The 24,912-nt window shown below is 62.1% G+C and carries 25 protein-coding genes; 15 read left to right on the top strand and 10 right to left on the bottom strand.

Annotated features, from left to right (window positions below; genetic code table 11):
- The first annotated feature begins 96 nt into the window (after positions 1-96).
- The 3 genes from FS777_RS18145 to gdhA all read left to right on the top strand — a co-directional run bounded on the left by FS777_RS18145 (position 97) and on the right by gdhA (position 4,052).
- Positions 97-495: a hypothetical protein gene (locus FS777_RS18145; RefSeq protein ID WP_078479116.1), complete on the top strand. Its 399-nt coding sequence runs from the start codon at positions 97-99 to the stop codon at positions 493-495.
- Positions 496-746: 251 nt separating this feature from the next.
- Positions 747-2,414, top strand: a complete 1,668-nt coding sequence (gene ettA / locus FS777_RS18140; protein ID WP_023533201.1) for an energy-dependent translational throttle protein EttA — start codon at positions 747-749, stop codon at positions 2,412-2,414.
- A 297-nt stretch (positions 2,415-2,711) separates the two neighbouring features.
- Positions 2,712-4,052, top strand: a complete 1,341-nt coding sequence (gene gdhA / locus FS777_RS18135) for an NADP-specific glutamate dehydrogenase (RefSeq protein WP_145256796.1) — start codon at positions 2,712-2,714, stop codon at positions 4,050-4,052.
- Positions 4,053-4,124: 72 nt separating this feature from the next.
- Here the strand turns inward: gdhA and FS777_RS18130 are convergent, their stop codons facing one another.
- The 4 genes from FS777_RS18130 to FS777_RS18115 all read right to left on the bottom strand — a co-directional run bounded on the left by FS777_RS18130 (position 4,125) and on the right by FS777_RS18115 (position 7,604).
- Positions 4,125-4,625 (bottom strand): GreA/GreB family elongation factor, encoded by a 501-nt coding sequence (locus FS777_RS18130; RefSeq protein WP_058638615.1) that lies wholly within the window; start codon positions 4,623-4,625, stop codon positions 4,125-4,127.
- 70 nt (positions 4,626-4,695) lie between these two features.
- The gene (locus FS777_RS18125) at positions 4,696-5,046 is read right to left on the bottom strand and encodes a hypothetical protein (RefSeq protein ID WP_145256793.1); all 351 of its coding nucleotides are present in this window, start codon (positions 5,044-5,046) and stop codon (positions 4,696-4,698) included.
- A gap of 143 nt (positions 5,047-5,189) precedes the next feature.
- The gene (locus FS777_RS18120; protein ID WP_058638613.1) at positions 5,190-7,043 is read right to left on the bottom strand and encodes a DUF4105 domain-containing protein; all 1,854 of its coding nucleotides are present in this window, start codon (positions 7,041-7,043) and stop codon (positions 5,190-5,192) included.
- 72 nt (positions 7,044-7,115) lie between these two features.
- Entirely contained in the window at positions 7,116-7,604 is a 489-nt protein-coding gene (locus FS777_RS18115) for a DUF3015 domain-containing protein (RefSeq protein ID WP_023533283.1), read from the bottom strand.
- Positions 7,605-7,857: 253 nt separating this feature from the next.
- Between FS777_RS18115 and FS777_RS18110 the strand changes: the two genes are divergently transcribed.
- The 4 genes from FS777_RS18110 (at position 7,858) to FS777_RS18095 (ending at position 12,111) form a co-directional block, all read left to right on the top strand.
- Positions 7,858-10,296 carry a Lon protease family protein gene (locus FS777_RS18110; RefSeq protein WP_058603100.1) on the top strand — a complete coding sequence of 813 codons (2,439 nt, stop codon included), beginning with the start codon at positions 7,858-7,860 and terminating at the stop codon, positions 10,294-10,296.
- Between the two features lie 156 nt (positions 10,297-10,452).
- Positions 10,453-10,791 (top strand): hypothetical protein, encoded by a 339-nt coding sequence (locus FS777_RS18105; protein WP_145256789.1) that lies wholly within the window; start codon positions 10,453-10,455, stop codon positions 10,789-10,791.
- 92 nt (positions 10,792-10,883) lie between these two features.
- Entirely contained in the window at positions 10,884-11,372 is a 489-nt protein-coding gene (locus FS777_RS18100; RefSeq protein WP_003247486.1) for a TIGR00645 family protein, read from the top strand.
- A gap of 121 nt (positions 11,373-11,493) precedes the next feature.
- Positions 11,494-12,111: an FKBP-type peptidyl-prolyl cis-trans isomerase gene (locus FS777_RS18095; protein WP_145256786.1), complete on the top strand. Its 618-nt coding sequence runs from the start codon at positions 11,494-11,496 to the stop codon at positions 12,109-12,111.
- A gap of 46 nt (positions 12,112-12,157) precedes the next feature.
- On the opposite strand, the gene FS777_RS18090 is transcribed toward FS777_RS18095, so the two are convergent.
- The 3 genes from FS777_RS18090 to FS777_RS18080 form a co-directional block, all read right to left on the bottom strand.
- Positions 12,158-12,403, bottom strand: a complete 246-nt coding sequence (locus tag FS777_RS18090; RefSeq protein ID WP_023533238.1) for a hypothetical protein — start codon at positions 12,401-12,403, stop codon at positions 12,158-12,160.
- Between the two features lie 83 nt (positions 12,404-12,486).
- The gene (locus tag FS777_RS18085) at positions 12,487-12,828 is read right to left on the bottom strand and encodes a zinc ribbon domain-containing protein YjdM (protein WP_058603098.1); all 342 of its coding nucleotides are present in this window, start codon (positions 12,826-12,828) and stop codon (positions 12,487-12,489) included.
- Positions 12,829-12,954: 126 nt separating this feature from the next.
- Positions 12,955-13,923, bottom strand: a complete 969-nt coding sequence (locus FS777_RS18080) for a polyprenyl synthetase family protein (protein WP_058638612.1) — start codon at positions 13,921-13,923, stop codon at positions 12,955-12,957.
- Between the two features lie 244 nt (positions 13,924-14,167).
- Here FS777_RS18080 and rplU point away from each other — a divergent pair, with 244 nt between their 5' ends.
- The 5 genes from rplU to FS777_RS18055 all read left to right on the top strand — a co-directional run bounded on the left by rplU (position 14,168) and on the right by FS777_RS18055 (position 17,856).
- The gene (gene rplU / locus FS777_RS18075; RefSeq protein WP_023533254.1) at positions 14,168-14,482 is read left to right on the top strand and encodes a 50S ribosomal protein L21; all 315 of its coding nucleotides are present in this window, start codon (positions 14,168-14,170) and stop codon (positions 14,480-14,482) included.
- A 38-nt stretch (positions 14,483-14,520) separates the two neighbouring features.
- Positions 14,521-14,778, top strand: coding sequence for a 50S ribosomal protein L27 (gene rpmA, locus FS777_RS18070; protein ID WP_023533198.1), 258 nt, complete (start codon positions 14,521-14,523; stop codon positions 14,776-14,778).
- A gap of 189 nt (positions 14,779-14,967) precedes the next feature.
- Positions 14,968-16,194, top strand: a complete 1,227-nt coding sequence (gene cgtA, locus FS777_RS18065; RefSeq protein WP_023533221.1) for an Obg family GTPase CgtA — start codon at positions 14,968-14,970, stop codon at positions 16,192-16,194.
- Positions 16,195-16,279: 85 nt separating this feature from the next.
- Positions 16,280-17,398: a glutamate 5-kinase gene (gene proB, locus FS777_RS18060; protein ID WP_058603097.1), complete on the top strand. Its 1,119-nt coding sequence runs from the start codon at positions 16,280-16,282 to the stop codon at positions 17,396-17,398.
- 2 nt (positions 17,399-17,400) lie between these two features.
- Entirely contained in the window at positions 17,401-17,856 is a 456-nt protein-coding gene (locus tag FS777_RS18055) for a CreA family protein (protein ID WP_371259680.1), read from the top strand.
- Between the two features lie 134 nt (positions 17,857-17,990).
- On the opposite strand, the gene mksF is transcribed toward FS777_RS18055, so the two are convergent.
- Genes mksF through mksB form a run of 3 tightly spaced genes read right to left on the bottom strand, consistent with a single transcriptional unit; the run spans position 17,991 to position 22,805 of the window.
- Complete coding sequence (gene mksF, locus FS777_RS18050) at positions 17,991-20,822, bottom strand: Mks condensin complex protein MksF (protein WP_058603096.1); 2,832 nt, start codon at positions 20,820-20,822, stop codon at positions 17,991-17,993.
- Complete coding sequence (gene mksE / locus FS777_RS18045) at positions 20,819-21,526, bottom strand: Mks condensin complex protein MksE (protein WP_100852240.1); 708 nt, start codon at positions 21,524-21,526, stop codon at positions 20,819-20,821. Before mksE ends, mksF begins: the two co-directional genes overlap by 4 nt.
- Complete coding sequence (gene mksB / locus FS777_RS18040; RefSeq protein ID WP_058638609.1) at positions 21,516-22,805, bottom strand: Mks condensin complex protein MksB; 1,290 nt, start codon at positions 22,803-22,805, stop codon at positions 21,516-21,518. Before mksB ends, mksE begins: the two co-directional genes overlap by 11 nt.
- 222 nt (positions 22,806-23,027) lie before the next feature.
- On the opposite strand from mksB, the gene FS777_RS18035 reads away from it, so the two are divergent.
- Genes FS777_RS18035 through FS777_RS18025 form a run of 3 tightly spaced genes read left to right on the top strand, consistent with a single transcriptional unit; the run spans position 23,028 to position 24,897 of the window.
- Positions 23,028-23,813, top strand: coding sequence for an energy transducer TonB (locus tag FS777_RS18035; RefSeq protein WP_078479453.1), 786 nt, complete (start codon positions 23,028-23,030; stop codon positions 23,811-23,813).
- Positions 23,810-24,262, top strand: coding sequence for a ribosomal protein S18-alanine N-acetyltransferase (gene rimI, locus FS777_RS18030; RefSeq protein WP_023533216.1), 453 nt, complete (start codon positions 23,810-23,812; stop codon positions 24,260-24,262). Before FS777_RS18035 ends, rimI begins: the two co-directional genes overlap by 4 nt.
- Positions 24,263-24,303: 41 nt before the next feature.
- Positions 24,304-24,897, top strand: coding sequence for a D-Ala-D-Ala carboxypeptidase family metallohydrolase (locus FS777_RS18025; protein ID WP_178091289.1), 594 nt, complete (start codon positions 24,304-24,306; stop codon positions 24,895-24,897).
- Positions 24,898-24,912: the final 15 nt, after the last annotated feature.

Below are 24,912 nucleotides of genomic sequence, written 5' to 3'. Positions count from 1 at the left end.
CATTCATGCTTCTGACCGCCCCTATTCGGCAAGCGCATGCCTGCTGTGCGAGAATACCGCCCGCTTTACATGACAATGCTTGGGAGATGTTCGGTTTTGGTTACTCATTTTTCCATCAATGGCCTCGATTCCGCCTGTGGGCGCAGCAGTCAGACCCTTGTCAGCTCTGCCGTGACCGAGGACGTGTCCTGCAAATCGTGCCAGCGCTCACTGGCCAAGCCCGAGGCGGCCACTTCTACCAAAAGCAAGGCGCCGTCGCTGGCCGAGCTGCGCAAGTCTGCCAAGGCTCCCGTCCCAGCTGCAGTGGTTGGCGCCGCCCCACATGCGCCGACGGCGGCATCGGTCACGTCCGGCACCTCTGATAATCGTGTCGGCGCTGCGCAGCCTGCGCGCTCGGGCGGGTTCTGCGTCAAGTCCGCCTGGGCGGCGCGCCTGGCCGAGCAAGGCGACCGTTGCCGACTGCCACGGGGCAAGGTGCGCCAGCGTCACGTCTGAGCAAGGGCTGCTCACCAGGCGCGGCCGCAGGGCATGATCGCTGCTGCTCGACGACCGTTCCAAGCCTGCACCGCCGGCAGATCCAGGCGTGTACAGCGCCGTGATGCCGGCGCGTTGTTGCGCTCGGCGCCTCCTATCAAATACTGCGCGTTGGCGTAGAATGGTCCACTTTGTTCAACGACACCCGACCCTGGCCGACCCGCTGGGGCGATCGTCGATGTCTTTACCTATCTGAATTAGAGGGCTTGGTTTTGGCTCAATACGTCTACACCATGCATCGGCTGAGCAAGGTCGTGCCGCCGAAGCGGGAAATCCTTAAGAACATTTCCCTGTCGTTCTTCCCTGGCGCCAAGATCGGCGTGCTGGGCCTCAACGGCGCGGGTAAATCGACGCTGCTGCGGATCATGGCGGGCGTCGACAAGGAATTCGACGGCGAAGCCCGTCCGATGCCTGACATCAACGTGGGCTACCTGCCCCAGGAGCCTCAGCTGGACCCGAGCAAATCGGTCCGTGAGGTGGTCGAGGAAGCCGTCAGCGTCATCAAGGACGCCCAGGCGCGCCTTGACGAGGTCTACGCGGCCTACGCCGAGCCGGACGCCGACTTCGACAAGCTGGCTGCCGAGCAGGCCAAGCTCGAATCCATCCTGCAGGCCGCCGACGGGCACAACCTGGAACGCCAGCTGGACGTGGCCGCCGACGCGCTGCGCCTGCCGGCTTGGGATGCACGCATCGAGCACCTTTCCGGTGGCGAAAAGCGCCGTGTCGCCCTGTGCCGTCTGCTGCTGTCGGCGCCCGACATGCTGCTGCTCGACGAACCGACCAACCACCTGGACGCTGACTCGGTCGCCTGGCTCGAGCGCTTCCTGCACGACTTCCCCGGTACCGTGGTGGCCATCACCCACGACCGTTACTTCCTCGACAACGTCGCAGGCTGGATCCTGGAACTCGACCGCGGCGCTGGTATTCCTTATGAAGGTAACTATTCGGGCTGGCTGGAAGCCAAGTCCGACCGTCTGGCCCAGGAATCCAAGCAGCAAAGCGCCCATGAAAAGGCCATGAAGGAAGAACTGGAGTGGGTGCGCAAAGGCGCCAAGGCTCGCCAGTCCAAATCCAAGGCACGTCTGCAGCGTTTCGAAGAACTGCAGTCGCAGGAATTCCAGAAGCGCAGCGAAACCAACGAGATCTACATCCCGGCCGGTCCGCGCCTGGGCGACAAGGTCATCGAATTCAAGAACGTGACCAAGGGTTATGGCGACCGCGTCCTGATCGACAACCTGTCCTTCGCCATGCCCAAGGGTGCAATCGTGGGCGTGATCGGGGGTAACGGTGCCGGTAAATCCACCCTGTTCCGCATGCTCATGGGCAAGGAACAGCCGGATTCGGGCAGCATCGAGATCGGTGAAACCGTGCAACTGGCCTGTGTCGACCAGAGCCGCGAGGACCTGGACGGTGCCAAGACCGTGTTCCAGCAGATTTCCGACGGCTCGGACATGATCCGTATCGGCAACTACGAAATCCCGTCGCGTACCTACGTGGGCCGCTTCAACTTCAAAGGTGGCGACCAGCAGAAGTTCGTCAAGGACCTCTCGGGCGGTGAACGTGGCCGTCTGCACCTGGCGCTGACCTTGAAAGAGGGCGGCAACGTCCTGCTGCTCGACGAACCGTCCAACGACCTGGACGTCGAAACCTTGCGTTCCCTGGAAGAGGCACTGTTGGACTTCCCCGGCGCCGCTATCGTGATTTCCCACGACCGTTGGTTCCTGGACCGCGTCGCGACTCACATCCTGGCGTACGAGGACGACTCGAACGTGGTGTTCTTCGAAGGCAACTACACCGAGTACGAAGCCGATCGCAAGAAGCGCCTGGGCGACGCCGCTGCACAGCCGCACCGTGTGCGGCACAAGAAGCTGGCGCAATAAGCCAGATTTTGCTGCACAGAAATGGGGCCTTCAGAGGCCCCATTTTCGTGCGTGTAGCACAACTGGCGCGATTCTTTCGGTAGGTCGTGAGAGCCTACGCCAGACCTTCAGGCGCCTGGGATCTGGCGTGTGATGGTTGAACGATCGCCCCCATTTTTCCCGATGGTTTGTATACATTTACATAAAACGCACCAAATTATTTCAATAAAACGACATTTCGCCCTGTTGCAGGGCAATTGCTTCTTGGTACATTCGGGAAAAACCAATAAGTCCAATCCTCTTGGTGAGATGTCTACCATGATCGAATCCGTCGACAATTTCCTTGCACGCCTGCAACAGCGGGACCCTGGCCAACCGGAGTTTCACCAGGCTGTCGAAGAGGTGCTGCGCACCTTGTGGCCCTTTCTGGAAGCCAACCCGCACTACCTGCAAGCGGGCATTCTCGAACGCATGGTCGAGCCTGAGCGTGCAGTGCTGTTCCGGGTGTCGTGGGTGGACGATCAGGGCAAGGTCCAGGTCAATCGCGGTTACCGTATCCAGATGAACAGCGCCATTGGCCCTTACAAGGGCGGCCTGCGCTTTCATCCTTCGGTGAACCTCAGTGTTCTGAAATTCCTGGCATTCGAGCAGGTCTTCAAGAATTCCCTGACCTCACTGCCCATGGGCGGTGGCAAGGGTGGGTCTGACTTCGATCCCAAGGGCAAGAGCGACGCCGAAGTGATGCGCTTCTGCCAGGCCTTCATGAGCGAGTTGTACCGTCACATCGGCGCCGACTGCGATGTACCGGCCGGGGATATCGGGGTAGGCGCCCGTGAGATTGGGTACATGTTCGGTCAGTACAAGCGTCTGGCCAACCAGTTCACCTCCGTGCTGACCGGTAAGGGCATGACCTATGGCGGCAGCCTGATTCGTCCGGAGGCCACGGGCTATGGCTGTGTGTATTTTGCCGAGGAGATGCTCAAGCGCCAGGGCCAGCGCATCGACGGTCGTCGCGTGGCGATCTCGGGTTCGGGCAACGTCGCGCAGTATGCGGCGCGCAAGGTCATGGACCTGGGGGGCAAGGTGATCTCGCTGTCCGATTCCGAAGGCACGTTGTACGCCGAAGCGGGCCTCACCGACGCGCAGTGGGAAGCGGTGATGACCCTCAAGAACGTCAAGCGCGGCCGCATCAGCGAGCTGGCCGAGGAGTTCGGCCTGGAGTTCCGCAAGGGCCAGACGCCGTGGAGCCTGGCCTGCGACATCGCGCTGCCATGCGCGACGCAGAACGAACTGGACATCGAGGATGCCAAGGCGCTGTTGGCCAACGGCTGTATCTGCGTTGCAGAAGGCGCCAACATGCCGACGACCCTGGCGGCTGTGGACATCTTCCTCGAGGCGGGCATCCTCTATGCGCCCGGCAAGGCGTCCAATGCCGGTGGCGTTGCGGTGTCGGGCCTGGAAATGTCGCAGAACGCCATGCGCTTGCTGTGGACTGCCGGCGAAGTTGACAGCAAGCTGCATGGCATCATGCAGTCGATTCACCACGCCTGCGTTCACTTTGGTGAGCAGGACGATGGCCGGGTCAACTATGTGAAAGGGGCCAACATTGCGGGCTTCGTGAAGGTGGCTGATGCAATGCTGGCCCAGGGGGTCGTCTGATGGGGTGAGGCTTCGCAGCCCATCGCCGGCTACTCGGGTATTGAGCGGCCTCGCCGGGCCGGCTGCGGTGGGCTATTGGCCCGCCGCTTCGATCTCGATGATCTCGATGGCCTGTTCACCGACAGGCCGGCGCCATGTCACTTCATCTCCCGGGGCTGCGCCCAGCAAGGCCCTGCCCAGAGGTGATCCCCAGTTGATCAGGCCACGTGCCGCGTCAGCCTCATCTTCCCCAACCAGGCACACCAAGTGTTCCTGGTCCTGATCGTCGATGAACCTGACGCGGCTGCCTATCTGCACTTTTTCGGTGGACAGAGCTGCCGGCACCACCTGGGCACTTTGCACCCTGGCGGCGAAATACCGCAGATCCCGCTCGACTTCGGCTAACCGCTGTTTGTCGGCACGCTCGCCCTGAGCCTGCAATTCACTGCGCAACGTATTGAGTTCGGTCAGGCGCCGTTGCAGCTGGCGCAGGCCGTTGGCGGTGACGTAATTACGCTGGTCGCTGACACGCCGCTCGACCGGTTGGTCGGCCTGGGCGGCGGCTTGGTCTTCGTTGACGAATGCTCGGCTCATGAGTGCCTCCTTGTGCAGAAGACCATCATGGCAGGGGCAGGGTTTCAAGCGATGTCCAGCTGCGACACCTTCAGCGCCAGGCGCGGGCGGCGCCGCGGTCTTTCTCCTGCTGCCACTGACGGTCCCGTTCGTCCCAGAAACGCTCGTGGTAGCGCTGCTGTTCGGCGCGCTCCTGCATGGCCTGGCATTGGCGAAAGCCATCGTCCCAGCCAGCCTCGTACTGCCGGTCTTGAAGATAGCGCGGCACATTCTTGCGGAAATCACCCGCCGGCACGCCCGCGGCCTGACGGCCGCTGCTGCACCCGTCCTCGAAGCCATCGGCGTAGGCAGGGGGAAACCCTTGGCCAAGCATCTGCTCGTGAGTCGTTTCGCACCCCGACAGCAGCATCACCACGCACAGACCCCACCAGAACCGCCCCATAGACCTTGCCCTCATGCCATCGAGGTAAAGTCTAGAAGGCCAGTTGTGGGCGTGCTGTCAAAACCGTGTCAAAGACTGGTCGAGGCGGGCCACTGGCCGCAGTTCCGCTGTAAACATGAACACTTTCGCAACAAACCAGCCCATCAATAGTGATACCACTTCACTTCCAGCATCACCTCGTTCTGCGCTGTGGACAGGTGGCTGAACTGGCGCGAGGCACTCAGGCGCAGCCCCAGGTTCTGGCTGATTTCCCACTGCTGGTTCAGGCTGACGCTTCGGCGCACCTCGCCATTGGTGAAGTAATCGCCCTTGGCCTCCAGCGTCATGTTGCCAAGCCCATTGCGCCACAGCAGCCCGCCATTGAAACCTGCGGCAGGCGCGATGAATTGCGCGAAGTCGTTGTGGTGTTCTACACGGACCGTGCCCAGTGCAAAGCCCAGCAGGTCATCACCCAGCTGCCAGGTGCCACCGGCGCCACCATTGACGTGGCTCACCAGCACCTCGTCATCGTGTTTGCCCGGCACTCGCTCAAGGCCGCCGGCCACTTGCCACGACCAAGGCTTGAGCAGTTCGTTGCGCGGTGTCAGCGAACGGATGGTTGCCAGGTCCAGGCGTTGCACTTGCCAGTCATTGCCTTCGTACTGACGCACTTTCAGTTGCAGGATCTCGATCTGCGCCCCCAATGGGAAGCCGTAGGCGTTGTCGTTGAGATCATGGTAGGCCATGCGCAGGCCATACTCGGCATAGGCGCGGTCTTGGCGAGTGCCCACACCCAATTGCCAGGTCCGCGAATCATGGCCGTCCTCGGGCAAGCCCGGGCGCTCGATGGCCAACGGCGGCGGCGGGTTGGTGTTGATCGCGCGTAGCAATTCGAAGCTGCGCTTGGCTTGGCCGGGGTCACGTTCCTGGCCATTGGCTCGGTAGCGCTCAAGGCGGTAGGCGGCGTCTTGTACCAAGGCCTGCCGCTCACGGGGCAGTGCCTTGAATGCGGGGCTTTGCAATTGCGCCGTGTCGGCGCTTACAGCCAGCACCTGGCGTTTCTCGTCATGGTCCAGTGGCTCAGCACGCGCCAGCAGTTCGCGTTCGCGTGATGGCCGGTAGATTTCACTGGCGACCAAGCCCGATTGCTTCACCGCCTTCACGGTGTCGGTCGGTATGGCGGTCAGCGGGAACTGCGAGGTCAGGTCCAGGCCTGGCCGAGCCACCTGCAGCAACTCCAGCAGGCGATAGGAGCAGTTCTCGTCGAAGAAGAAGTAGTCGAACTGAATCTGTTTCAGTTCCCAGACGTGCTCGACCATGCGGCCAGTTTCTTCTGGCGTGAGGTCCAGCTGGTATTCCCACAGGTCGCGGTTTTCCAGGCTGCGGTATTCCGACAGTTTCTCCTGGTAGGGCATCAGCGCGAACAGCCCGGGATAGCCACCGGCCAACCCTTTCCAGGCATACAGAATGCTGTTGTCGCTGCCTTCGATGTACGCGCCGAAGTTGATCGCATAGCTGAGCAGCGTGGTGTCGTCACTGCGGGTAGTGGACTGGTCGATGCGCAGCAGCGTGTGCCCGAACATCGACGAGGGGCTGTTCAGGTAGGCAGCCGGGAAGATCAACGCGGCGCTGTGCGGGTCGATCGACTGGTACCAGGTCTTGAATTCCTGGCACTGGGGTTGCGGCAAATCCTGTAGGCCAAGTTGCTCTTTGAGCCAGCGTGTACGGGCCGGGAATACACATTGGGCGTGCTTGTCGCCCAGGCTTGCCGGGGCATACAGCGCCTGTACAGTCGCTTTCAGCTCTCGGTCCGGATGGTGTGCGCCATCCTGGGCAAGGAAGAAGGCGTCATCATCCACGTAGCTGCGCCAGCCACCGAGCTTGCCGGTTTCGTAATGGCCCAAAGCAATCCAGTAGGGGGTACTGGCCAACTGCTGGAGACGGCTTTGATCCAGCATCGGCGCAGCATGAACAGGGGCGCAGAGCAACAGCGCCAGAGAGGCAAGGCGTTTGAGCATATCGGGCAACTACTTCCAGACGATGCCGAAGAAAGAGAGACCCGCCCCGGAACCGGGGCGGGAAACGCGCGTTTAGGCTTCGGTAGCGTACTTGGCCAGGCGTGGGTCGTTCTTCAGAACGGCCAGGGTGTTGCTGTGCACGGTTTCAGCATTGACGTCGGCGCTGCTGAAGATCTGGTTGAAGTGGTCGTGGGTAACCGATGCGAAGTGCGCACGGTCTTCCGGCGCCACGCCCAGTACCACGGCGTAGGTGGTCAGTGCTTCACCCTGACCCATGGCCATGTCTTCGGAAAGCTCGTTCATCATGCCGTTCATGGCAAACCACGATTTGCCGCCGTAGGTCAGTGCAGACTTGGTGGAGCAGCCGTTGGTGCCGGAGGTCATGCCGAAAGTGGCGTTACCGGAAGTGCCGTTGGTGGTGGAAGCCAGGAAGTGTGCCGGAGTGCCGCGCTGGCCTTCGAACAGCATGTTGCCCCAGCCGCAGTTCGGGCCGCCTGGCGCGTCGGCCATGGCGTTGAGCGAAGCGACGGTGAACAGAGTACCCAGAAGAATCCGTTTCATAGCATTTATTCTCTATTTGACTTAAACCAAGGGTCAGGTTTCTGGCAACTCGGGTGCCAGGTCGGGAAAGCATTTCACCCACCCGCGCAAGTTGGAGTTTAGGCATGTTCCAAAGGTTGCGTTACTGATTGCGAAAAATTTGCTTGTACAAGACACCGTCGCACCTGCGACATAAATCCCCAGGAGCCTTGCAACCCGCGCGCAGGCAGCGCCAGAATGCTGCGTATCTGCCCCGCCGAAGTAAGGAAACCCAATGCCCGATCCTGTCGCTGCGCGCCTGCGTCTTGCGCCTGAAGCCCTCACCCGGCGTTTCTCTCCCGAGCAGTTTGCTTTCACCAACACGGACGATCTGGAGCCGTTCCGCGGCGTACTGGGCCAGGAGCGTGCTGTCGAGGCCCTGCAATTCGGCGTGGCCATGCCGCGCCCCGGCTATAACGTATACGTCATGGGCGAGCCCGGTACCGGCCGCTTCTCGTTCGTCAAACGCTACCTCAAGGCCGAGGGCAAGCGTCAGCAGACCCCATCCGATTGGCTGTACGTCAATCACTTCGACGACACCCGCGAGCCGCGAGCCCTGGAATTGCCATCGGGCAGTGCCGGGGACTTCATCGCCGACATGAACGGGTTGATCGACAACTTGCTGGCGACGTTCCCGGCCGTGTTCGAGCACCCCTCGTATCAGCAGAAAAAAGGCGCCATCGACCGCGCCTTCAACCAGCGCTACGACCGCGCCCTGGATGTGATCGAGCGCGCTTCGCTGGAAAAGGACGTGGCCCTGTACCGCGATGCCAGCAACGTGGCCTTCACGCCGATGGCAGACGGCAAGGCTCTGGATGAGGCTGAGTTTGCCCAGTTGCCTGAGCACGTGCGCGAACAGTTTCACGAAGACATCGCCCTGCTCGAGGAGCGTTTGAACGAAGAGCTGGCCAGCCTCCCGCAATGGAAGCGTGAATCGAACAACCAGTTGCGTCAGCTCAACGAAGAAACCATCACCTTGGCGCTTGAGCCTTTGCTGGCACCGTTGTCGGAAAAGTACGCCGAAAACGCTGCCGTATGTGCCTACCTGCAATCGGTGCAACTGAACCTGTTGCGCACGGTGGTCGAGCAACTGGTCGAAGACAGCAAGACTGACGCCGTGGCGCGCAAGATGCTCGAAGAGCAGTACGCACCCAGCCTGGTCGTGGGCCATCATCATGACGGCGGGGCGCCGGTGGTGTTCGAGCCGCATCCGACCTACGACAACCTGTTCGGTCGCATCGAGTACAGCACCGACCAGGGCGCGCTCTACACCTCCTACCGGCAGTTGCGTCCAGGGGCCTTGCACCGGGCCAACGGTGGCTTCCTGATCCTGGAAGCCGAGAAGATGCTGGGCGAGCCCTTTGTCTGGGATGCGCTCAAACGCGCGTTGCAATCGCGCAAGCTCAAGATGGAGTCACCCCTGGGCGAACTGGGCCGGGTGGCAACCGTCAGCCTCACCCCGCAGGTAATTGCGCTCAACGTGAAGCTGGTGATCATCGGCTCGCGTCAGCTGTATTACGCGCTGCAGGACCACGACCCGGACTTCCAGGAGATGTTCAGGGTGCTGGTGGACTTCGACGAAGACATGCCCATGGTCGACGAGAATCTGGAGCAGTTCGCCCAACTGCTGCGCACCCGTACCAACGAGGAGGGCATGGCGCCCTTGACCAGCGACGCGGTAGCCCGACTGGCCACCTACAGCGCTCGACTGGCTGAAAACCAGGCACGGCTCTCGGCCCGGATCGGCGATCTGTTCCAGCTGGTCAGCGAGGCCGACTTCATCCGTCAGCTGGCCAACGACGAAATGACCGATGCTGGCCATATCGAACGTGCACTCAAGGCCAAGGCGACGCGCACCGGGCGGGTCTCGCAGCGGGTGCTGGACGATATGCTGGCCGGCATCATTCTGATCGATACCCAGGGCGCGGCCATCGGCAAATGCAATGGCCTGACCGTGCTGGAGGTGGGCGACTCGGCATTCGGCATGCCCGCGCGTATCTCGGCCACCGTGTACCCGGGCGGCAGCGGTATCGTCGACATCGAGCGCGAGGTCAACCTGGGCCAGCCCATCCACTCCAAGGGGGTAATGATCCTGACCGGCTACCTGGGCAGTCGCTATGCCCAGGAATTCCCGCTGGCGATCTCGGCCAGCATCGCTCTGGAGCAATCCTACGGTTACGTGGACGGCGACAGCGCCTCGCTGGGTGAGGCCTGCACGTTGATCTCGGCCCTCTCGCGCACCCCGCTCAAGCAGTGCTTTGCGATCACCGGTTCCATCAACCAGTTCGGAGAAGTGCAGGCGGTCGGTGGTGTGAACGAGAAGATCGAAGGTTTCTTCAGGCTCTGCGAAGCCCGTGGCCTGACCGGTGAGCAGGGGGTGATCATTCCACGTGCCAACGTGGCCACGCTCATGCTCGACGAACGGGTGCTGCAGGCGGTTGAGAGCGGCACTTTCCACGTGTATGCGGTCAGCCAGGCAGATGAGGCACTGAGCCTGCTGGTAGGTGAGGAGGCGGGTGTGCCTGACGAGAAAGGGCAGTTTACCGAAGGCAGCGTCAATGCGCGCGTGGTCGAACGGCTGCGCGAGATTGCCGAGATGATCAGCGAGGAAGATATCGAAAAGGCGGAGAAGGAACGTCTTGAAGAGGTAATTGCGCAAGCTAAACCTGCTTGAGTCAATAAACCGGCGCTGGCGGCCAATGGCTACCGTTCGGCGCCGGTTTTCCATCTTTTGCTGGCGCTCTTCTATGCTGAACCAAGGACGCTATCAGTGTTCAGGATGAAGACAGCCCATTCGCAGGGCTGAACAGAGCTTTCAGAGGACGCGGCCATGCGCAACCTCAGCCTTACACGTCAGTGCCTGGGCCTTGTGACCCGCATCGAATGCAGCATTCGGCCCCTGGCTGGCGATACCGGTATGTGGACATTGTTGTTCGCCGCCGGCATGGCCGGTGAACAACCCTCGGCGGTAAAGGCCCAGGGGCCGTTTCACGGGCCGCAAGTGGCCGAGTCCATACTCAATGCCATCGTCGACAGCCTGACTCTGCACGGGTATCAGCTCAACGAAGACCCGCCCATCTGGTGCCTGCACCTGCAGGCGCAGTTGCGGCGCATGAACGGCGAGCGCACCAAAAACCTCGGCGATTATCAGTTTCATCCTGAGACCTGAAAAGGCTGGGGCAGTCATCCAGCTTTTGCTGCATGAGGCGGCTGGCTATACTCGCGGTCGTTTTTCCAGCCACCTACGAGTCCCCATCCTCCATGGAACGTATTCTCGAAAATGCGATGTATGCCTCCCGCTGGCTGCTCGCCCCCATCTACTTCGGCCTGTCCCTGGGCCTATTGGCCCTTGCGCTGAAATTTTTCCAGGAAGTGGTCCATGTTCTGCCCAACGTCTTCGCCTTGAGCGAAGCCGACCTGATCCTGGTGATCCTGTCGCTGATCGACATGTCGCTGGTCGGCGGCCTGTTGGTCATGGTGATGATTTCCGGCTATGAGAACTTCGTCTCGCAGCTGGATATCGATGAGAGCAAGGAAAAGCTCAACTGGCTCGGCAAGATGGACTCCTCCTCGCTGAAGATGAAGGTGGCTGCGTCGATCGTGGCCATTTCGTCCATCCACTTGTTGCGGGTGTTCATGGATGCCCAGAACATCTCCACCGATTACCTGATGTGGTACGTCATCATCCACATGACCTTCGTCGTCTCGGCGTTCTGCATGGGTTACCTGGACAAGCTCACCAAGCACTAACCACAACTTCAGCTGCACGCGGTGGTCTGCCGCGTGCAGCGAGGTGTCTCTCGATATGCTAGGCTGCTCGCCCTTTTCATCAAGGGCGTGGCTGCGCTGCGCCCTGCAGTGGAGCATGACAATGTCCGAGATCACCCTGTCTACCGACGAAACCCGCGTCAGCTACGGCATCGGCCGTCAGCTGGGTGGCCAGCTGCGTGACAACCCGCCGCCAGGTGTGAGCCTGGACGCGATCGTGGCCGGCCTGACCGACGCTTTCAACGGTGCAGACAGCCGCGTCAGCGAGGCCGAACTGTCGGCCAGCTTCCAGGTTATCCGTGAAGTGATGCAAGCCCAGGCGGCCGCCAAGGCCGAGGCTGCAGCGGCAGCCGGCAAGCAGTTCCTGGCCGACAACGCCAAGCGCGACGGTATCGTCACCCTGGATTCGGGCCTGCAGTACGAAGCGCTGAGCACAGGTGAAGGCGCCAAGCCATCGCGCGAAGACCAGGTGCGTGTGCACTACCACGGCACCCTGATCGACGGCACCGTGTTCGACAGCTCCTATGATCGTGGTCAGCCAGCCGAATTCCCGGTCGGTGGTGTGATCGCAGGCTGGACCGAAGCCCTGCAATTGATGAGCGCCGGCAGCAAGTGGCGCCTGTATGTGCCAAGCGAACTGGCCTACGGTGCCCAGGGCGTCGGCAGCATCCCGCCGCACAGCGTGCTGGTGTTCGACGTCGAACTGCTCGACGTTCTGTAATACCGCTGGGGCCGCGTTGCGGCCCTTTCCCGGCTCGCTAGAACTGTCAGTTCCAGTCTGTTCCCACCGGGCGCAATGCCCGTGCATAGCAGAACAGAAACAAGTTGCGCACCAGCTCCTTCAGCACCCCCGGCTCATTCGAATTCAGCCCGCGCAGGTCCAGATCGCCCTGGTCGCGCAGTTCGTCCAGCGCCTCTGCTTCGAGCACCGCGCACACTTCACCGGTCTCCCGATGGAGAATGCGCAGATACGGATGAGGGCGGTCCAGCCAGGCATCGATCAGATAAGTCATGACTACTCTCCTTGGATAACTTTCCAATGAGAATAATTCTTATTATCAAAATAGCAAGAACCAATTGGCGGATCTGGGTAAAATCAGACCTTGCGCACGAATTCCGATTTCAGTTTCATCGCGCCAATGCCGTCGATCTTGCAGTCGATATCGTGGTCACCGTCGCACAGGCGGATGTTCTTGACCTTGGTGCCGACCTTGACCACCAGGGACGAGCCCTTGACCTTCAAGTCCTTGATCACGGTCACGGTGTCGCCGTCTTGTAGCACGTTGCCGACTGAATCTTTTTTCACCACATCGTCATTGGCCGGTTCGGCTTCGCCGTTGGCCGACCATTCGTGGGCACATTCAGGGCAGATCAGCTGCGTGCCATCCTCGTAGGTGTATTCGGAGTTGCATTTGGGGCAGGGTGGCAACGTACTCACTTCGGTTCCTCGAACAGACAGGCGGAAAAGCCGCCATTGTAGAAGGTCTGGTTTCAGAAGTGATTATGTCCGGACAAAAGTCCGTAGCGGTTCGGGGACGAACCGCGTGTGGGGAAGGGCGTGCCGTCAGTGGGTGCGTGCGACCGCGAACTGGCTGAGCTCGACCAACGCATCCCGGTATTCGCTGGCAGGGAGTACTTCCAGGCACTCGATAGCGCGCTTGACGTAATCCTGCGCCAGGGCTGCGGTGTACTTGAGTGCACCCGATGCCTCTACGGCGGCACGGATCTGCTCCAGGTCTTCGAGGCCGCCTTTCTGAATGGCCTGACGCACCAGCGCTGCCTGCTCGGCAGTGCCCTCGCGCATGGTGTAGATCAAAGGCAGGGTGGGCTTGCCCTCGGCCAGGTCGTCGCCCACGTTCTTGCCCAGTGCTTCGGCATCGCCTTCATAGTCAAGCAGGTCGTCGACCAGCTGGAAGGCCACGCCCAGGTGGTCACCGAACATGCGCAAGGCCTCGCGCTGGGCATCGGAGGCCTGGGCCAGCGCCGCAGCACTGTGGGTAGAGGCTTCGAACAGCATGGCAGTCTTGCCGCGGATGACGTCCATGTAGACCTCCTCGGTGGTGCTGGCATCGCGTACCCGCGACAGCTGCAGCACTTCGCCTTCGGCGATGACCCGGGTAGCCCTGGACAGAATCTGCATGACCGGCATCGACCCCAGTTCGACCATCATCTCGAACGAACGGGAATAGAGGAAATCACCGACCAGCACGCTTGGGGCATTGCCCCACAGGGCGTTGGCCGTGGAGCGGCCGCGGCGCATGCCCGACATGTCGACCACGTCATCGTGCAGCAGGGTAGCGGTGTGCAGGAACTCGATGGTGGCCGCCAGCAGCCGCAGGTCGTCGCCCCGGTGGCCCAGAGCCTTGCCGCACAGCAACACCAGCAATGGACGCAGGCGCTTGCCGCCGGCCGACGTGATATAGTCGCCGATCTTCGATACCAGCGGCACGCGCGAGGTCAGCTGCTTCTTGATGATCTCGTCGACGGCGCTGAAATCGTCAGCCACCGCACGGTAGAAGGTTTGGGGTTGCATCGGCTGCTCCAGTGAGGTTGCGCGGCATGCTAGGTTGCGGGTCCCGGTGTGTCAAGGCACGGTGCCGGTCGGTCGGGCGCTGCACTTGCAAGCAAAACCTGTGTTGCGTACAATCGCGCACCCTAACTTCCTGGGCAGCACCTGCCTTACGCAATTGCGCCGGGCCGTTCCAGCCCTGTGCAGCCATGCCAGCCAATACTCATCATATAAAGCGCTGGGTGAGCAGGATTATCGGAGAAATACCATGTCTTACGCAGTAATCGTTACCGGCGGCAAGCAGTACAAAGTCGCTGAAGGTGAATTCCTCAAGGTCGAGAAACTGGAAGTCGCCACTGGCGAGTCCGTGACTTTCGATCGCGTTCTGCTGGTCGCCAACGGTGAAGAAGTCACCATCGGTGCTCCAGTTGTTGCTGGCGCTAAAGTAGTGGCCGAAGTCGTTTCGCAAGGCCGCCACGACAAGGTTCGCATCATCAAGTTCCGTCGTCGTAAGCACCACATGAAGCGCATGGGCCACCGCCAGTGGTTCACCGAGATCAAAATCACCGGCATCCAGGCTTAATCCCCTAGATCCCCTGAATTTATTTGGAGAATTGAACCATGGCTCACAAGAAGGCTGGTGGTAGTACTCGTAACGGTCGCGACTCAGAATCGAAACGCCTTGGCGTGAAGATGTATGGCGGCCAGGTTATCAAGCCAGGCAACATCATCGTCCGCCAGCGCGGCACCGAATTCCACCCAGGCTACGGCGTGGGCATCGGTAAAGATCACACCCTGTTCGCCAAGATCGAAGGCGTGATCAAGTTCGAAAAGAAAGGCGAGTTCAACCGCCGTTACGTGAGCATCGTCGCAGCCTAATCGCGACGTCGCTCCAAAAGCCCCGTCATGCGACGGGGCTTTTTCGTTTGTGGTGAGCCTCTTGCAAAGCTGTTTGTATGGGTTGCCGGCGTGGGTTTCTACGGTCGTACGGGGCCGCCGCGCTCATTTTTGCAAGAGCCTCATGTTTATCAGTGTTCAACTCGTCGGAAGGCGAGAGGCGGTTTTTGAATGAAGTTTGTTGACGAAGTATCCATTCGGGTCAAGGCCGGTGACGGCGGTAACGGTTGCATGAGCTTCCGCCGCGAGAAGTTCATCGAGAACGGTGGCCCCAACGGCGGCGATGGCGGTGACGGTGGCTCGGTGTTCATGGTGGCAGACGAGAACCTCAACACCCTGGTCGACTATCGCTACACCCGTCACCACGAAGCCCAGCGCGGCGCCAATGGCGGCAGCACCGACTGCACGGGCAAGAAGGGCGAAGACCTGTTCCTGCGTGTGCCAGTGGGCACTACTGTGATCGATGCCTCCACGCAGGAAGTGATCGGTGACCTGGTCAAGCCGGGGCAGAAGCTGATGGTCGCCCAGGGCGGCTGGCACGGCCTGGGCAATACCCGTTTCAAATCCAGTACCAACCGTGCACCGCGCCAGACCACCCCTGGCAAGCCGGGTGAGCAGCGCGACTTGAAGATGGAAATGAAAGTGCTGGCCGATGTGGGCCTGCTGGGCCTGCCGAATGCGGGCAAGAGCACCTTTATCCGCTCGGTATCGGCCGCCAAGCCGAAAGTGGCCGACTACCCGTTCACTACTCTGGTGCCGAACCTGGGCGTGGTCAGTGTCGACCGCTGGAAAAGCTTCGTCATCGCCGACATTCCTGGGCTGATCGAAGGTGCCTCCGACGGTGCTGGCCTGGGTATCCGCTTCCTCAAGCACCTGGCGCGTACCCGTGTTCTGCTGCACCTGGTGGACATGGCGCCGCTGGACGAGAGCAGCCCGGCCGATGCCGCCGAAGTCATCGTCAACGAGCTGACCCGCTTCAGCCCGTCACTGGCTGAGCGTGAGCGCTGGTTGGTGCTGAACAAGGCCGACATGGTCATGGATGACGAGCGCGACGAGCGGGTCAAGGAAGTGGTCGAGCGCCTGCAGTGGGAGGGCCCTGTGTACGTGATCTCGGCCATCTCCAAGCAAGGTACCGAAAAGCTCAGCCACGACCTGATGCGCTACCTCGAAGACCGTGCCGACCGCCTGGCCAACGACCCGGCCTATGCCGAGGAACTGGCCGACCTCGACCAGCGCATCGAGGACGAGGCGCGGGCCCAGTTGCAGGCCCTGGACGATGCTCGCACCTTGCGCCGTACCGGTGTCAAGAGCGTGCACGACATCGGCGATGACGATGACTGGGATGATGACTTCGAGGACGACGAAGACGGCCCGGAAATCATTTACGTGCGCGACTGATCGGTTGCAGTACACTAAACGCCGCTCGCTTGAGCGGCGTTTTTGTATCCACGGTATCTACAGATTCGACATAGGTTGGAAGACGATGCGAAGCAAGGTGACGGGCGCCAGGCGCTGGGTCGTGAAGATTGGCAGTGCGCTGCTGACCGCCGATGGCAAAGGCCTCGATCGCGGCGCCATGGCCGTGTGGGTCGAGCAGATGGTCGCGCTGCGTGAAGCGGGCGTGGAGTTGGTGCTGGTCTCCTCGGGCGCCGTGGCCGCCGGCATGAGCCAGCTGGGCTGGACGTCACGCCCCAGTGCGATGAACGAGCTGCAGGCAGCAGCGTCCATCGGTCAGATGCGCCTGGTGCAGGCCTGGGAGTCGAGTTTTGGCGAGCATGGCAAGCATACCGCGCAGATCCTGTTGACCCATGACGACCTGTCCGACCGCAAGCGCTACCTCAATGCGCGCAGCACCTTGCGCACCCTCGTCGAACTGGGCGTGGTGCCGGTGATCAATGAAAACGACACCGTGGTGACCGACGAAATTCGCTTCGGTGACAACGATACCCTGGCGGCATTGGTGGCTAACCTCGTGGAAGCCGACCTGCTGGTGATCCTGACCGACCGTGATGGCATGTTCGATGCCGACCCGCGCAACAACCCCGACGCGCAACTGATCTTCGAGGCCCGTGCCGATGATCCGGCGCTGGACGCCGTGGCCGGCAGCACCGGTGGTGCACTGGGGCGCGGCGGTATGCAGACCAAGCTGCGCGCTGCGCGCTTGGCGGCACGCTCCGGTGCCCACACCATCATCATTGGCGGGCGCATCGAGCGCGTGCTTGATCGTCTCAAGGCCGGTGAGCGGTTGGGCACCTTGCTGTCGCCTGAGCGTGGCATGCTGGCAGCCCGCAAGCAGTGGCTGGCGGGCCATTTGCAGACCCGCGGCACGCTGGTATTGGACGAGGGTGCGGTACAGGCACTGCGCCAGGCCAACAAGAGTTTGCTGCCAGTGGGCGTCAAGGCCATCCAGGGCAGCTTCAGACGTGGCGAGATGGTGGTGTGCGTGGGCCCTGATGGGTTGGAAGTGGCCAGGGGCCTGGCCAACTACAGTGCCCTGGAGGCGCAGAAGATCATCGGGCAATCCTCCGACGTCATCGAGTCTATCCTGGGTTATAGCGCCGAGCCTGAGCTGGTGCATCGTGACAATCTGGTGCTGGTATGAACATGCTGAAGAAACTGTTTGTCGTGGCAGCCCTTGGGTTGCCGATGCTGGCTGGCGCCGAGGAAATCGGCCAGGTGTCCACTGTCTTCAAGTTTCTAGGGCCGAACGACCGCATCGTCGTGGAAGCCTTCGACGACCCCAAGGTCGAAGGTGTGACGTGCTACCTGTCGCGAGCCAAGACGGGGGGTGTGAAGGGTGGACTGGGGTTGGCCGAGGACCGCGCCGAGGCCTCGATTGCCTGCCGTCAGGTAGGACCGATCAGCTTCAAGGGCGAACTCAAGGATGGCGATGAGGTATTTAAGGAGCGCACCTCGCTGGTATTCAAGACCATGCAGGTGGTGCGCTTCCTGGACAAGAAGCGCAATACGCTGGTGTATCTGGTGTACAGCGATCGCATCGTCGAAGGCAGCCCGCAGAATGCCGTGACGGCGATTCCGATTCTGCCGTGGGCTCAGTGACGGGCAGGTCTGGGTCGATTTGAGTTGGATGCGTTGTGAGTGTTGAGGTGGGGGTGATGGGAGGCGTGTCAGTCCCAGAACCTCAGCTTCGCAACATCCATTGTCGGGGCCGCAACGCGGCCCCACGATCTCCGTCAGATAACCACTTCACCCTGATCTTCGCGTACCACCACCTTCACCTCCTCCAGCGGGCTGATGAACTTCCAGTCCGATTCGTCGATGTAGATGCCGTTGGGGCCGCTGCCGCCTTCCAGGTCGATGGCCACGTGTGCCGAAACCTGCGGTTTGACGCTCGCCAGGATCGGCACGAAGCCCAGCTGCAGGCTGGTCTCCAGCAATGCCGCCTGGTTGCGTTCGTCGATGTCCGCCGCTTCGTCCAGGTAGTACGGCAGGCGCACACGCCCAGCCAAGTCGCGGTCCATCAGGTGCAGCAACAGGTACATGTTGGTCAGCGCCTTGATGGTCATGGTCGTGCCGTTGGACGCCGCGCCGTCGATGTCGGCGTGGATGATCGGCTGGCCGTTGACCTTGGTGATCTCGAACGCCAGCTCGAACAGGTCCTTCAACCCCAGCTGGTTATGGTTCGCGGCGACCAGGCGCGCCAGGTATTCCTTGGCCTGCTCGTTCCGGTTGTCCTGGTCGGCGTTCTGGGTGAGGTCGAACACCGACAGGGTTTCGCCTTCTTCATATTGGCCAGCACTGTGGATGATCTGGTCGATGTGCTTGAGCGCCTCCTTGTTCGGTGCCAGCACCACACGGAAGCTTTCCAGGTTCGACACCTGGCGTCGGTTGATCTCGCGGTTGAACAGGGCAAGCTGGTGCTCGAGGCTGTCGTAGTCGCTGCGGATGTTGCGCAGGGTACGGGCAATGTCCGTCACGGCAGCGCGACGCGCCTTGGCCAGGGTCAATGCCTCGTCGGTACGGTGGGCATAGGCGTTGACCAGCAACTGCAGGCGGCGCTCCATGTCGTCTTCACTGTCGAACTTGGCTACGCCTTTGAGGCGCACCTGCGCGTACAACGCTTCGATCTGGTTATCCACCCGCTGCAGGCTCTGCCAGCTGTCCTGGTAGTCGTTGAGCAGTGGCAGCAGGTTGTCCATGGAGTCGTCGATGGCTTCCATGAACGGGGTGCCGAGGGGCAGGTCGGCCGGTAGCAACTGACGGCGGCGCAATGCATCGTCCAGGGTGCGTTGCTTGGACTCCAGGTCACCCAACTGGCGCGCCACCAGTTGCAGCTTGGCCGACAGCTGCTGTACCCGCTCGGTAAACGCATCGCTGGAGCGCTTGAGTTCATCCTGAGCGGCCTCCATTTGTGCGAGCTGTTCGAGCTTGGCAGGCTCTTCGGCGGCCAGGGTCTGGCTGCGGCGGTAGTCTTCCAGGGCTTTCTGGGCGTCGAGTACCTGCTGGTACAGCGCTTCGGTCTGCGCCTTGGAAGCCGAGCGGTCGGCGCTCACTGCCTGCTGGGTCTTGAGCTGGCGCAGCTCCTTGTCCAGGCGCTCCTTCTGATCACGCAGCGCGGCGCGGTCAGCCAGCGCCTGCAAGGCCGGTGGGTCGATGTGGGACAGGTCGATGGACAGGCCAGGCACCTCGAAACGCTCACCCTTGAAGCGGTCGAGCACCGCTTCAAGGGATTTCACCCACAGGTCGCTGTCGTCCAGCTCGATGCCACGCTCACCCAATGGCAGGCTGAACAGGGCACCGTTGAACAGGCGCATCAGGCGGTCGACATCCTGCTGCGAGAACTCTTCGCGCAAACGGGCATAACTGTTGTTGTCGGCGTGATCGAGCTGCTGCTTGACCTGCCTGAGGCGTTTTTCCAGGTCGCCAACGCGCTGGTCGAGGTCTTCGGCACTGAACTGACGGGACTGGGCCAGGGCGCCGGCGAGCTCGTCATGGGCATCCTTGGCCGCCAGCAACTGCTGCTCCAGCACCTTGACGTCATCGACCAAAGCAAAACGATGGCGCAACACCGACAGCTCGCCTAGCCAGCGCTGGATGCCGGTGATTTCACGCTCAAGGCGCATCAGCTCCTGGGTGCCGCCGCGCTGATCGTTTTGCAAGCGGTCCTGTTCACCCCGGTAATGCTCGGCCTGGATGACCAGCTCTTCCTTGCGCGCCATGGCGTAGTCCTGCCAGGTACCCAGCAGGTTGTCGAGCACCGGCGAAATACGGTGCAGCTTGCCGCGCAGGATGTCGCGTTGGGCAACGCCGCCGGCCAGTGCCTCGACCAGTGGGCCGGCGGCGACCAGGGCGTTGTAGTCCTGTTCCATGCGTCGCACATCGCGGAAGGCTTCTTCGCAGGCGGCAATGTAGTCGACACTGCCAGAACGCAGGCTGTGCTCGAAGGCATCGAGGAACAGCTGCTTGAGCTTGGCCGCCGTGATTTCGCGCATGTGCAGCAGGTTGATGAACAACGCGCGGAAGGTCTTGAGGCTCTGCTCGCTGGTCGAGCGCAGCGGGATCAGGGTCAGGTCCAGGGGCACCGAGGTATGACCGCCGACCAACAGGCGGCGCAGCTCGTCCGGCTTGAGCTCGTAGGCTTTGATGCCCTTGCTTTCAAGGTTGGTGAACAGCTCTTTCTGGCGCAGGCACGTGTCGTTCTTCTGATAGTGCGCCAGGTCCAGCTCGCCCTGGTAGGCAAAGAACTGGTGCCCGAAGCCGCCACCCGGCCCACGGCCGACGACCCCGATCACGTGCGGCCCGTGGGGCAGGCTCAGTTCGCAGAGGATGTACGAGGTGTCACTGGCGAAGTAGAAGCGGCGCGACTGCTCCAGGCTGTACTTGCCAAAGCTCATGTCCGACATGCGGGCCAGGATCGGGAACTGCAGGGCGTTGATCGATGCCGACTTGCCCAGGTTGTTGGCGCCGTACACCGACAGCGGGTGCTCCAGCGGGAACAAACCCAGGCTGTAGCCTGCCGTGTTGAGCAATGCGAAGCGGCGGATGCCGTAGCGTTCCTGGCTCATGCGTCGATCTCCTGTTGCTCTTGGCGGATGGCACGAGCCAGGGCCTGTTCCTCGTCTTCCTCAGCCTCGAACGGCGTCAGGTCGAGCGGATCGTCCGTGTGTTCGAGCATTGGCTCGGCGTGGTCTTCGGCCAGCACTGGGGTGGGCAAGGGCAGGGCGCTGTGCAGCGTCGCCGCCAAGTCCCGGTCCTGCTGCACGGCCAGGCAAACGTCCAGGAACCGGTGCATCGGCGGCAGGAAACGGTAGATGCCACCTTCTTCATGGGCGAAGCCAAGCTGGGTCATGCGGCGCAGGATCTTTTCTTCCAAGTCCTCGACCGTCTGCACCTCGGCCTGCAGGAACAGGTCACGGTATTTGTCGAGCAACGAAGGCAGTTCGTCGCGACCAACGCTGCCGCCGTCGAGCACCGCGATCGGGTCACGGCCTTGATCGGCCAGGTGCTCGACCAGAATGAAGGTGAACAGCGACAGGCGCTGCGCCGTCTTGTTGACCTGCGCCGCCGTCATGTCCGGCACGAAGTAGTAGAAACCGCGGGTGTCGCACACCAGCTCGAAGCCCAGGGCCTTGAACAGGCTGCGGTACTGGTCCTGGAAGTTGGACAACTGCGCGTACAGCTCCGGGTCGCGGCGGCTGATGTGGAAACCTTTGAACAGCTCGCGGAAGATCGGTGCGAGCTGGGACAGTTCGGAAAGATCAAGATGCATGGGCTGGGCTCGCGTGGGGTTCTGGGGACGCACTGGCGGCGTCTTCGCGGCTGGAAGTCAGGGCGTACGAACGCAGGCTGACGCGGTGTTCCTGGGTGTCGTAGTCACGCCGCTCGAGGCGCTCGCGGTTGAAGCGTTTTTCCCGTGACAGGCGTGAGAACCAGTACAGCAGTTCGTCGGTGGCGCCTTCGGGCTCCTGCTCCAGCAGCCACACCATCAGGTCTGGCAGAGGCAGTGCCTGTTCACAGCGTTCGGTCATTTCCTTGACCGTGCGCGGTGCGCGAGGCTTGGCGTCGGACGTGCTCTTGTGCGCCTTGGGGAAACGCGCTGGCTTGGGCTCGAAGCGTGCCAAGGCATAGACATAGGCTTCGACCTGGCTGGCGCTGCCCAGGAAGGTGCTTTGCGGGCGGGTAAACAACGGCATGGCCGCCTGGGGCAGCGCGTCCAGGCCCTTGCGGCGCACCACCGACAGTGCCAGGGCTGCACCACGGGTAACCGCGTTATGGCGCCGTGCTTCCTCGCGCAGCGGCAGCAGCAGCTCACGGGCATGACGCAGGGTAAGCTGGGCGCTGGTCTGCATCTCCAGAATGCGCGCATGGGTGCGCAGCAGCATGTCGTCGTCGACCAGGTGGCCAAGGCGCGCCTGTTCACCGAGTAGCTTCAGCAGCACGGTCTCGACCTTGCGCACACCTTGCTCGAAGGCGCCGTCGGCGTTGACCAGCTGGATCATCGGCTCGACGTATTCGTCCCAGGTGGCCAGCACCTCGGCATAGCGCTGGCGCAGCGGTATCTGGCGACTGCTGGTCTTGGCCCGCTCGGCGACGGCCACCAGGGCCTGCTCATCGTTGTCGAGCTTCTTCAGCACATCCCGCACGCGCATGTCCAGCAACCGCAGTTGCCGCGCCAGGTCGTCGCTGTCGCGGTTGTCGAAGGCATCCTGGATGTGCCCGGCCAGGCGCTCCAGGTGACGCAGGTAGGCCTCGATCTCCAGGCACAGGCCGAGGCGATGTTCACGGCGCAGGTAGGCGAGAAAATCGTGGATCTGGGCATTGAGCTCGAAGCGGTTCGGGCTCTTGGCAACGGGTACCAGGATGTCCAGGCGGATCCACACATCGAGCAGTTGGGTAATGTCCTGCGGGGTGCTCTCGATCTGCTGGCGGGCCACATGCTGGCGCAGCTCCACCAGGCTGAGGGTGCCCTGGTCGAAACGCTCGCACAGCGGCTCGATCAGGGCCCAGTGTTCGGCTAGGGCACGCAGGACGCGCTTGGGTTCGATCATCGGCTTGGACTCGTGGCCAAGAAAAAGGGGGCGATTGTACTGCATCCGACGGGTTGGTTCTTATCCGCTTGGTCTGTCGTGCGACAGGCTGATCGAACCGCGCGCCTCCTATGGCTTGCCCAGGCAGGCAGGGGATGCGTAAAAAACCGCCGAGCTGATGCGGCACTGGCGAGTCATCGGCGTTAGAATGCGCACCTGTCCCAACCCCCTCGGATGACCGCCTTGCTTACCGAACAACGTCGTCGCGCCTACCTGTCCGCCATGCAAGTGGTGCACTGGCTGCCGCGCGCCGAGCTGCCGTTCGCCGCGCCGTCGCGGCCCGAGCTGCTGCTGCCGTTAGCGCCGCCCGAGGACATCGATTTCGAGCCGCCGCCACGCCAGATAGCCGACAAATCACCTGTTGCCCCCCAGGCACGGGTCGTCGAGCGGCCGAAGATCGAGGTCCCGCGCCCTGGCGTTTCCGCCAAGGCCGCGGCCAAGCCTGTGGAGGCGCCCGAGCAGGCTGCGACCCCTCGCCCAGTGCCGGTACCGCCTCCGCGCTTTGCCTTGCAATTGCTGCGCGCTGGCGATTGCCTATTGCTGGTCGAGCTGGCCACCGGCCAGCCTTTCCAGAGCCGTGACCCGTCCTACCTGCTGCTCAAGGACATGCTGCGCGCCGCTGGCCTACCCGATGCCCCGCAGATCGTGGGTGAGCCAGTGCGCTGGCCGCTGCTGATGCGCGGCAACATGGACCAGGGTCCGGACGCAGCCCGCGATTTTGTACAGGGTTTTGTCCAGGCGCGTCTGGAAGAAGCGCCCTGCACCTGCCTGTGGCTGGTGGGTACGCCGGCGCTGCGCTTTGCTGCCGGCGCCGACGACCAGGCTTATTACCAAACCCTCAAGCTCGACGGCCTGGGCGAGGCGTGGGCCTTGCCGGGCCTGGAACTGTTGATGGACGAGCCGCAGCGTAAAGCGGACGTCTGGAAAGCCATGCGCCAGCTGATGGCGCGCTGGAAACCCGTTGAATGAGTGACTCGATCAGCTTTCGCCCCATGACCGAGGCGGATCTGGATGCCGTGCTGAAAATCGAATATGCCGCGTTCAGCCACCCCTGGACCCGCGGCATCTTTCTGGATGCCCTGAAATCCTATGAAGTCTGGCTGATGTTCGATGGGCAGCAACAGGTTGGCCACGGCGTGATCAACGTGATCATCGACGAAGCTCACCTGCTCAACATCACCGTCAAGCCGGAAAACCAGGGGCGCGGCCTGGGCTTGCGGCTGCTCGAACACCTGATGTCGCGCGCCTACCAGCTCAACGGTCGCGAGTGTTTCCTGGAGGTGAGGGCCAGCAACCCGGCTTATCGCCTGTACGAGCGTTTCGGCTTCAATGAAATCGGCCGCCGGCGCGACTATTATCCAGCTGCGGGTGGTCGCGAGGATGCGCTGGTGATGGCCTGCACGTTGTTCCCGGACTGAGCCAGCGGCAGGGCCGCTGCCGAGACGTGCAGGGGTGTGCCATGTCGAAGAAACGGAGTGTGGTTGCCGCGCTGTTGCTGGCGGTAAATTCGGCGTCCAGCGGGGCCCTGGCCGATGAACGCGACCTGAGGATGTTCGCCCAGTGGGCGGGTGAGCACCCGACACGGCCTTTTCGGGACATGCTCGTGCAGGCGCGCGTCTACGGCGTGGTGCCCATTGATCAGCTGCTGCGCTCGGCCTCGGACTGGAAATTGTGCCGGGCTTCACCGTTTGCCGTGCCGCCCAAGCAAAACTGGCCGGCCGTGCGCGCTACGCTGTCGTTGCTCCGAACGCTGGGTGAGCAGGGGGCCTTGCCCGATTTCGAAGTGGTCTCCGCTTACCGTGATCCAGGCCTCAACCGCTGTGCCGGCGGGGCGATCGGCAGTGCGCATACCCAGGCATTCGCCGTGGATGTCCTGCTGGCGCCCTGGGCCGACCCCAACCCGCTGTGCCGTTTCTGGCAGCAGCACGGTCAGGCGTGGGGCATGGGCCTTGGCCGCTACCCAAGCGGTCGCATTCATCTGGACACGGCCGGCTACCGCACCTGGGGCGGTGACGGCAGCGCGGCGTCATCCTTTTGCAGCAAGCCCAGGTGAGTCAGCAATCCCGCT

This window comes from Pseudomonas sp. DE0157 (assembly GCF_007678615.1).
Taxonomy (GTDB): Bacteria; Pseudomonadota; Gammaproteobacteria; order Pseudomonadales; family Pseudomonadaceae; genus Aquipseudomonas; species Aquipseudomonas parafulva_B.
This window is presented reverse-complemented; position numbering and strand designations above follow the sequence as displayed.